Below are 7,445 nucleotides of genomic sequence, written 5' to 3' on the forward strand. Positions count from 1 at the left end.
AACACAAAGCGCTCGAAGTTCGAGGCCTTGGAAATGTCCATGGAGGGGCTGGAGGTTTCATGGGTGTCGGCGCTGCTGCGCACGCGGTACACACCGGTGCGGAAGAACTCGTCGAGCACGTCGTTCTCGTTGGTTGCGACGACCAGCTTGGCGATGGGCAGGCCCATCATGCGGGCGACATGGCCTGCGCAGACATTGCCGAAGTTGCCGGAGGGCACAGTGAAGTTGACCGTCTCGGTGTTGTTGCTCGTGGCCTGGAAATAACCGGCGAAGTAATACACGACCTGTGCCATCAGCCGCGCCCAGTTAATCGAGTTGACCGTGCCGATCTTGTACCGGCGCTTGAAGGCCAGGTCGTTGGAGACGGCCTTGACGATGTCCTGGCAGTCGTCGAACACGCCGTCAACGGCGATGTTGTGAATGTTCTCATCCTGCAGGCTGAACATCTGCGCCTGCTGGAAGGGGCTCATGCGGCCGTTCGGCGAGGTCATGAAGACGCGAACGCCCTTTTTGCCGCGCATGGCGTATTCGGCTGCGCTGCCGGTGTCGCCGCTGGTGGCGCCCAGGATGTTGAGCTCTTCGCCGCGGCGTGCCAGTTCGTATTCGAACAGGTTGCCCAGCAGCTGCATGGCCATGTCCTTGAAGGCCAGCGTGGGGCCGTTGGACAGGGCTTCGAGGTAGAGGCCGTCTTCAAGCTTTTTCAGCGGGACGATGGCCTGGGTGCCGAACACCTCTTCGGTGTAGGTCTTGTTGCAGATGGCTTTGAGGTCGACGGCTGGAATATCGTCGACATAAAGCGAGAGGACTTCGAACGCGAGCTCGGCGTAAGACAGGCCGCGCCACTTCTGCAGCGTGGCAGCATCCACCTGCGGATATTGCTCGGGCAAGTAGAGGCCACCGTCGGGCGCGAGGCCTTCGAGCAGGATTTCACAAAAACGCTTGCGGTCGGCATGGCCGCGAGTGGAGATGTACAACATCAGGCCAGCTCCTCCTTGCGGATGCGCGTGATGGGCGCCAGCACCGTGGGCAGCGCCTGCATTTGCGCCAGGGCTTCGTTCATCTTTGCTTCCACGCACTCGTGCGTGAGGATGATGAGGTCGGTGTGCGTGGAACCCTCACCGCCCACTTCATCAGCTTCGCGCTGCAGCACCGCATCAATGCTGATGCCCGCGCCGGCCAGGATCCCCGTGACCTTGGCCAGCACGCCGGCTTCGTCGGCGACTTTCAGGCGCAGGTAGTAGCTGGTGACAACTTCGGACATGGGCACCACGGGCAAATCGCTCATCGCGTCGGGCTGGAAAGCCAGGTGCGGCACGCGGTGTTCTGGGTCTGCGGTGTGCAGGCGGGCAATGTCCACCAGGTCGGCGATCACGGCGCTGGCGGTGGGCTCGCTGCCCGCGCCCTTGCCGTAGTACAGCGTGGTGCCGACGGCGTCGCCCTGCACCACCACGGCGTTCATCGCGCCTTCAACGTTGGCGATCAAACGTTTGGCCGGCACCAGGCTGGGATGCACGCGCAGCTCGATGCCGTTGGCGGCGCGCTTGGTGATGCCCAGCAGCTTGATGCGGTAGCCAAGCTGCTCGGCATAGCGGATGTCTTGTGCGGCGAGACCCGTGATGCCCTCAACGTAGGCCTTGTCGAACTGCACCGGGATGCCGAAAGCAATGGCTGACATCAGCGTGACCTTGTGGCCGGCGTCCACGCCTTCGATGTCGAAGGTGGGGTCGGCTTCGGCGTAGCCCAGGCGCTGCGCTTCTTTCAGCACGACGTCGAAGTCCAGGCCCTTGTCGCGCATTTCGGACAGGATGAAATTGGTAGTGCCGTTGATGATGCCGGCGATCCACTGGATGCTGTTGGCGGTGAGGCCTTCGCGCAAAGCCTTGATGATGGGGATGCCGCCGGCCACGGCCGCTTCAAACGCCACCATCACGCCCTTGCGGTGGGCCGCCGCAAAAATCTCGGTTCCGTGCACAGCCAACAGCGCCTTGTTGGCGGTGACTACGTGCTTGCCGGCTTCGATGGCTTCGAGCACCAGCTGTTTGGCGATGCCATAGCCGCCAATGAGCTCGATCACGATATCGACGTCGGGGCTGGCCACGACCTTGCGGGCGTCGTCGACCACCTGCACACCCGCGCCCACCGCGGCTTTGGCGCGCGCCACGTCGAGGTCGGCCACCATGGTGATCTCAATACCGCGGCCGGCGCGGCGGCGGATTTCTTCCTGGTTGCGCTGCAGTACGTTATAGGTGCCGCTGCCCACGGTGCCAATGCCCAGAAGGCCTACCCGGATCGGGCTCAAATTCGTCGGTTTCATAGTCGCTGAGGTTCTTGCTGTACGTTGATCTTGGAGACCTGCCCTCAAGAGGGTAAGGAAAAGAAAAGAAGCTGAATGCAGGATCAAGTTCGGTTGTTGCGGTAGTTCTCGAGGAACTTTGCAATACGGCCAATGGCTTCACGCAGGTCTTCCTCATGCGGCAGGAAGACGATGCGAAAGTGGTCCGGCTCGGGCCAGTTAAATCCCGTGCCCTGCACCAGCATGACCTTGGTCTCCTTGAGGAGCTCCAGGAAAAACTGGCGATCGTCCTTGATCGGGTAGACCTTGGGATCAAGCCGCGGGAACATGTAGAGCGCAGCGCTGGGCTTGACGCAGCTCACGCCCGGAATGGCGGTGATCAGCTCATAGGCCAGGTCCCGCTGGCGGCGCAAGCGCCCGCCTTCGCAGGTCAGGTCGTTGATGCTCTGGTAACCGCCAAGCGCAGTCTGGATGGCCCACTGGCCGGGCACGTTGGAGCACAGCTTCATGTTGGCCAGCATGTTCAGGCCTTCGATGTAGTCCTGCGCCTGCGTCTTGGGGCCGGACACCACCATCCAGCCGGCGCGGTAGCCGCATGAGCGGTAGCTCTTGGAAAGCGAATTGAAGGTCACCGTGAGCACGTCGGTCGAGAGGCTGGCGATGGCCGTGTGCTTGACGCCGTCGTACAACACCTTGTCATAAACCTCGTCCGCGAGGATGACCAGGCCGTGCTCGCGTGCGATGTCGATGATGCCTTTGAGCAGCTCGTCGGAGTACAGCGCGCCCGTCGGGTTGTTGGGGTTGATAACCGCAATGGCTTTGGTTCTGGGTGTGATCCTGGCGCGAATGTCGTCAAGGTTGGGCATCCAGCCGTTGCTTTCATCACACCGGTAGTGCACCGGCGTGCCGCCCGAAAGGCTGGTGGAAGCCGTCCACAGCGGGTAGTCGGGCGCAGGCAGCAGCAGTTCGTCGCCGTCATCGAGCAAGGCGTTGGTAGCCATCGAGATCAGTTCGCTCGCGCCATTGCCGAGGTAAATGTCGTCCAGCGTGACGCCCTTGATGCCCTGCTTTTGCGTTTCGTGCATCACGGCCTTGCGCGCCGCGAAAATGCCCTTGCTGTCCGAATAACCGGCCGAGGCAGGCAGGTTGCGGATCATGTCCTGCTGGACTTCTTCGGGCGCATCAAAACCAAACACTGCCAGATTACCAATATTGAGCTTGATGAGCTTTTGGCCTTCTTCTTCCATCTGCTTGGCGGCATCCATGATCGGACCGCGGATGTCATAAAGGACATTGGCCAGCTTGGCAGATTTGGTGATCGGTTTCATGCGGTTTTATCGGTATGTGGGCAAGGCCTCGGGCCCCACCATGCTGGCAACGGGGAAGAAGCGTCAGCACTGCGGCGGGAAATTCGGGCGGAATCTATAATTTGACCACATAAAAGAGGGTTTTCGCCTCTAAAACCCGTCAAACCGTCCCGTGCATCGGCGTCCTCCGCACCATCGAAACGCCCAAATAATCCCGTATGAAACTTCAGCCAGACCGTCTCGATGTTCAGTCCATCCTTGGCTACGGTCCAGGCTGGGTCGGCCTGGGAAGCAATGGTGTCGCGGAGAAAATCGAACACAGCATCGTGATTGGCTCAAGGGGCGAGAAGTTTGACTGGAACTGCACGCGTTTTGAGCAACTCACGGCAGAGCATTTCGCCCTGCTTGCCGCGACGCAGCCTGAACTCGTGATTTTTGGCAGCGGCTCCCGATTGCGCTTTCCGCCTCCGGCCTTCCTGCGCACACTGATGGAGCGCCGCATCGGCATTGAGACCATGGACACTTTGGCAGCATGCCGCACCTACAACATCCTCGCGGGAGAAGGCCGGCAGGTAATTGCTGCCCTGCTGATTGAAACAGAAGGAACAGAAGGCTGAAATGCCCTCTCTTTCAGGGTAAAATCTAGGGTTGCACTTGGCACCACATCCAGGACTCGCGTCCCGGGCCGGTTGCCAAAAGGCGCGGCTAATTACAACTACTTTCGTCAGGGTCTACTCAGTATGGCAGTCGTCGTCAATAAACCACTCCCCGAATTTGAAGCGATCGCCACGAGCGGCATCAAGGTTTCCAACACATCCCACCTCGGCAAAGTCGTTGTGCTGTACTTCTATCCCAAGGACAACACACCGGGTTGCACCACGGAAGCCATGCAGTTCCGTGACCGCTATAAGGACTTCGTCAAGGCCGGCGCAACCGTGTTCGGCGTGTCCCGCGACAACATGAAATCCCACGACGAGTTCAAGTCCAAGCTTGAACTCCCGTTCGAACTCATCGCGGACACCGAAGAAAAAATGTGCCACATGTTCGGCGTGGTCAAAAACAAGATCATGTACGGCAAGAAGGTCAAGGGCATCGAGCGCAGCACCTTCCTGGTGGGCGCCGACGGTCAGCTGAAAGAAGAATGGCGCGGCCTGAAGGTGCCCGGCCACGTGGACGACGTGCTCAAGGCCGTCAAGGCGCTCAAAAAGGCCGCCTGAAACAGCCCTGACGCCAGTTAGCAACAAAGAATTGCAAAGGATTGCCCTRTCACGCGAGTTGTGCATAATGAACTCATGCTGTTGACCTTCGCAACTGCGCCAAAAGAACAAGCCGCCCTGGTTTCAAGGCGGCTTTTTCGCTTCTGGAACCCTTCTTTTTTAGAGAGTTTTAAGCACTATGCCCCTGCCCCCTGCCCCGACCAAACGTGCCGCCCTGCTCTCCCCCGACGCGCTTGACGCGCCTGCCCGCTCGCCCTCCAAAGCACGCAAGACGGAAAGTGCCGAATCCGCCCAGAAACCCCCGGTGATGGACCTGTTTGACAGCCGCGCAGCAGGGGATGGCAGCCAGCATCCGTCAGCGTTTCAAGGAAAAGAGCCTGCCAACCCTTCAAGGACGAGCGCAAGCAGCTATAAAAAAGAGAGCATTCCACTGCCGCAGCCGGCTGCCAAGCCCAAAAAGGCCAAGCGCACTGGTCCCACCAAATTGTTCGTGCTCGACACCAATGTGTTGATGCACGACCCAATGTGCCTGTTCCGGTTTGAGGAGCACGACATCTTCCTGCCCATGATCGTGCTTGAAGAGCTCGACGGCCACAAAAAGGGCATGACCGAGGTGGCGCGCAACGCCCGCCAGACCAGCCGGACGCTGGACGCGCTGGCAGGCACCCAGGGCGCTGACATTGCCAAAGGCCTGAAACTGGACACCACCGGTCACCCTGAAGCTGGTGGCTGCCTGTTTTTCCAGACCAAACCGCTGGATTACACCCTGCCCATGAGCCTGCCGCAGGGCAAGGCCGACAACCAGATCCTGGGCGTGGTCGAGGCCTTGCGCAAGGAATACGCGCCGCGCGAGGTGGTTCTGGTGTCCAAGGACATCAACATGCGCGTCAAGGCCCGCGCCCTGGGTCTGGCCACAGACGACTACCAGAACGACAAAACACTGGAAGACGGCGACCTGCTGTATTCGGGCTCGCTGGCCCTGCCGGCTGACTTCTGGACGCGCCAGAGCAAAACCGTCGAAAGCTGGCAGCAAGGCAGCCACACCTTCTACCGCATCACGGGCCCCATAGTGGGCAGCCTGCTGATCAACCAGTTTGTGTTTTTTGAGGCCCCCGGCGAACCCCCGCTGTATGCCCGCGTGACGGAAATCCGGGCGAAAACCGCCGTTCTGAAGACCCTCAAGGACTACAACCACCTCAAAAACGCCGTCTGGGGCGTCACCACACGCAACCGCGAGCAAAACTTCGCGATGAACCTGCTGATGGACCCCGAAGTGGACTTCGTCACGCTGGCTGGCACGGCAGGCACGGGCAAGACGCTGATGGCGCTGGCCAGCGGCCTCACGCAGGTGCTGGATGACCGTCGCTACACGGAAATCATCATGACGCGCGCCACCGTGAGTGTTGGCGAGGACATCGGTTTCCTGCCGGGCACCGAAGAGGAAAAAATGGGCCCCTGGATGGGCGCACTGGACGACAACCTGGAAGTGCTGGGCAAAACCGACAGCGGCTCGGGCGAATGGGGCCGAGCCGCTACCAACGAACTAATCCGCTCGCGCATCAAGGTGAAAAGCATGAATTTCATGCGCGGCCGAACCTTCCTGAACAAGTACGTCATCATCGACGAAGCGCAAAACCTGACGCCAAAGCAGATGAAAACGCTGATCACTCGGGCCGGTCCGGGCACCAAGATCATCTGCATGGGCAACCTGGCGCAGATCGACACACCGTACCTGACTGAAGGCTCATCGGGCATGACCTTTGCCGTCGACCGCTTCAAGGGCTGGCCGCACGGCGGCCACATCACGCTGGCGCGCGGCGAACGTTCGCGGCTGGCTGATTTCGCGAGCGAAGTGCTCTAAGCCCGACGGCGAAAAACGGCGCTTATCGGTGCTTACGGCGCCGAAATGAAAAAAGGCCAAGTCGCAAGACTTGGCCTTTTTTGTTCTTCAAATTCTGGTGGGCGGTGCAAGTTTCGAACTTGCGACCCCTGCAGTGTGAATGCAGTGCTCTACCCCTGAGCTAACCGCCCTATTGGTCAGCCTAAGATTATATGCTGTTTCGAACAGCTTTATGGCTTACGCCGCCAAAACACGCCAAACCGTTTTACCCTTGCTGGCCTTGTCAATATCCGCCAGCAGCTTTTCATGGTCGGCGATCTCCTGGTCGTTGGCGGCCAACAGCGGCAGGTCAAAGGTGCTGAGATCAATCTGGGGCACGTCACTATCGCCTTCCCGGGCGCTGTCCCCTACATCCATCACCAGCGCATTCTGGCCACGTGTCAGATTGATGTAGACGTCGGCCAGAAGTTCGGCGTCCAGCAAGGCGCCATGCAAGGTCCGGCCCGAATTATCAACCTCGAGCCGGTCGCACAAGGCGTCCAGCGAGTTGCGTTTGCCCGGGAACAGCTCCTTGGCCATCATCAGGCTGTCGGTGACCTTGGCCACACAATGCTTGATGGGCGGCCTGCCGATGAGTTCAAGCTCCTTGTTGAGGAAGCTCACATCGAAAGGCGCGTTGTGGATGATGATCTCGGCGTCCTGCAGGTATTCCAGCAGTTCGTCGGCCACGGCCGAGAACTTGGGTTTGTCTTTCAGGAACTCGTTGCTGATGCCGTGAACCTTGAGCG

Annotated in this window: 7 protein-coding genes and 1 tRNA gene; 3 read left to right on the forward strand and 5 right to left on the reverse strand. The window is 59.9% G+C overall.

The annotated features are described in order from the left end of the window. The 3 genes from thrC to AC1DWI_RS09010 form a co-directional block, all read right to left on the reverse strand. A partial coding sequence (gene thrC / locus AC1DWI_RS09000; RefSeq protein ID WP_477724699.1) for a threonine synthase occupies positions 1-977 on the reverse strand: 977 nt, incomplete at its 3' end. Further along, positions 977-2,299: a homoserine dehydrogenase gene (locus tag AC1DWI_RS09005; RefSeq protein ID WP_477669608.1), complete on the reverse strand. Its 1,323-nt coding sequence runs from the start codon at positions 2,297-2,299 to the stop codon at positions 977-979. The genes thrC and AC1DWI_RS09005, both read right to left, overlap by 1 nt. Before the next feature lie 98 nt (positions 2,300-2,397). Beyond that, positions 2,398-3,621: a pyridoxal phosphate-dependent aminotransferase gene (locus AC1DWI_RS09010; RefSeq protein WP_477724700.1), complete on the reverse strand. Its 1,224-nt coding sequence runs from the start codon at positions 3,619-3,621 to the stop codon at positions 2,398-2,400. Positions 3,622-3,818: 197 nt separating this feature from the next. On the opposite strand from AC1DWI_RS09010, the gene AC1DWI_RS09015 reads away from it, so the two are divergent. From AC1DWI_RS09015 to AC1DWI_RS09025, 3 genes are all read left to right on the forward strand, one after another. Further along, on the forward strand, positions 3,819-4,217 hold the full coding sequence (locus AC1DWI_RS09015; RefSeq protein WP_477665775.1) for an Mth938-like domain-containing protein: 399 nt from the start codon (positions 3,819-3,821) through the stop codon (positions 4,215-4,217). Positions 4,218-4,340: 123 nt separating this feature from the next. After that, on the forward strand, positions 4,341-4,817 hold the full coding sequence (locus AC1DWI_RS09020; protein WP_457280423.1) for a peroxiredoxin: 477 nt from the start codon (positions 4,341-4,343) through the stop codon (positions 4,815-4,817). A 178-nt stretch (positions 4,818-4,995) separates the two neighbouring features. Further along, positions 4,996-6,678: a PhoH family protein gene (locus AC1DWI_RS09025; protein ID WP_457280422.1), complete on the forward strand. Its 1,683-nt coding sequence runs from the start codon at positions 4,996-4,998 to the stop codon at positions 6,676-6,678. Positions 6,679-6,773: 95 nt separating this feature from the next. Here the strand turns inward: AC1DWI_RS09025 and AC1DWI_RS09030 are convergent. Both AC1DWI_RS09030 and dnaQ read right to left on the reverse strand, forming a co-directional pair. Next, positions 6,774-6,848: transfer RNA gene (locus tag AC1DWI_RS09030), tRNA-Val, on the reverse strand. A 46-nt stretch (positions 6,849-6,894) separates the two neighbouring features. Further along, a partial coding sequence (dnaQ, locus tag AC1DWI_RS09035) for a DNA polymerase III subunit epsilon (RefSeq protein WP_477724701.1) occupies positions 6,895-7,445 on the reverse strand: 551 nt, incomplete at its 5' end.

Source organism: Polaromonas sp. P3_C2, assembly GCF_056402675.1.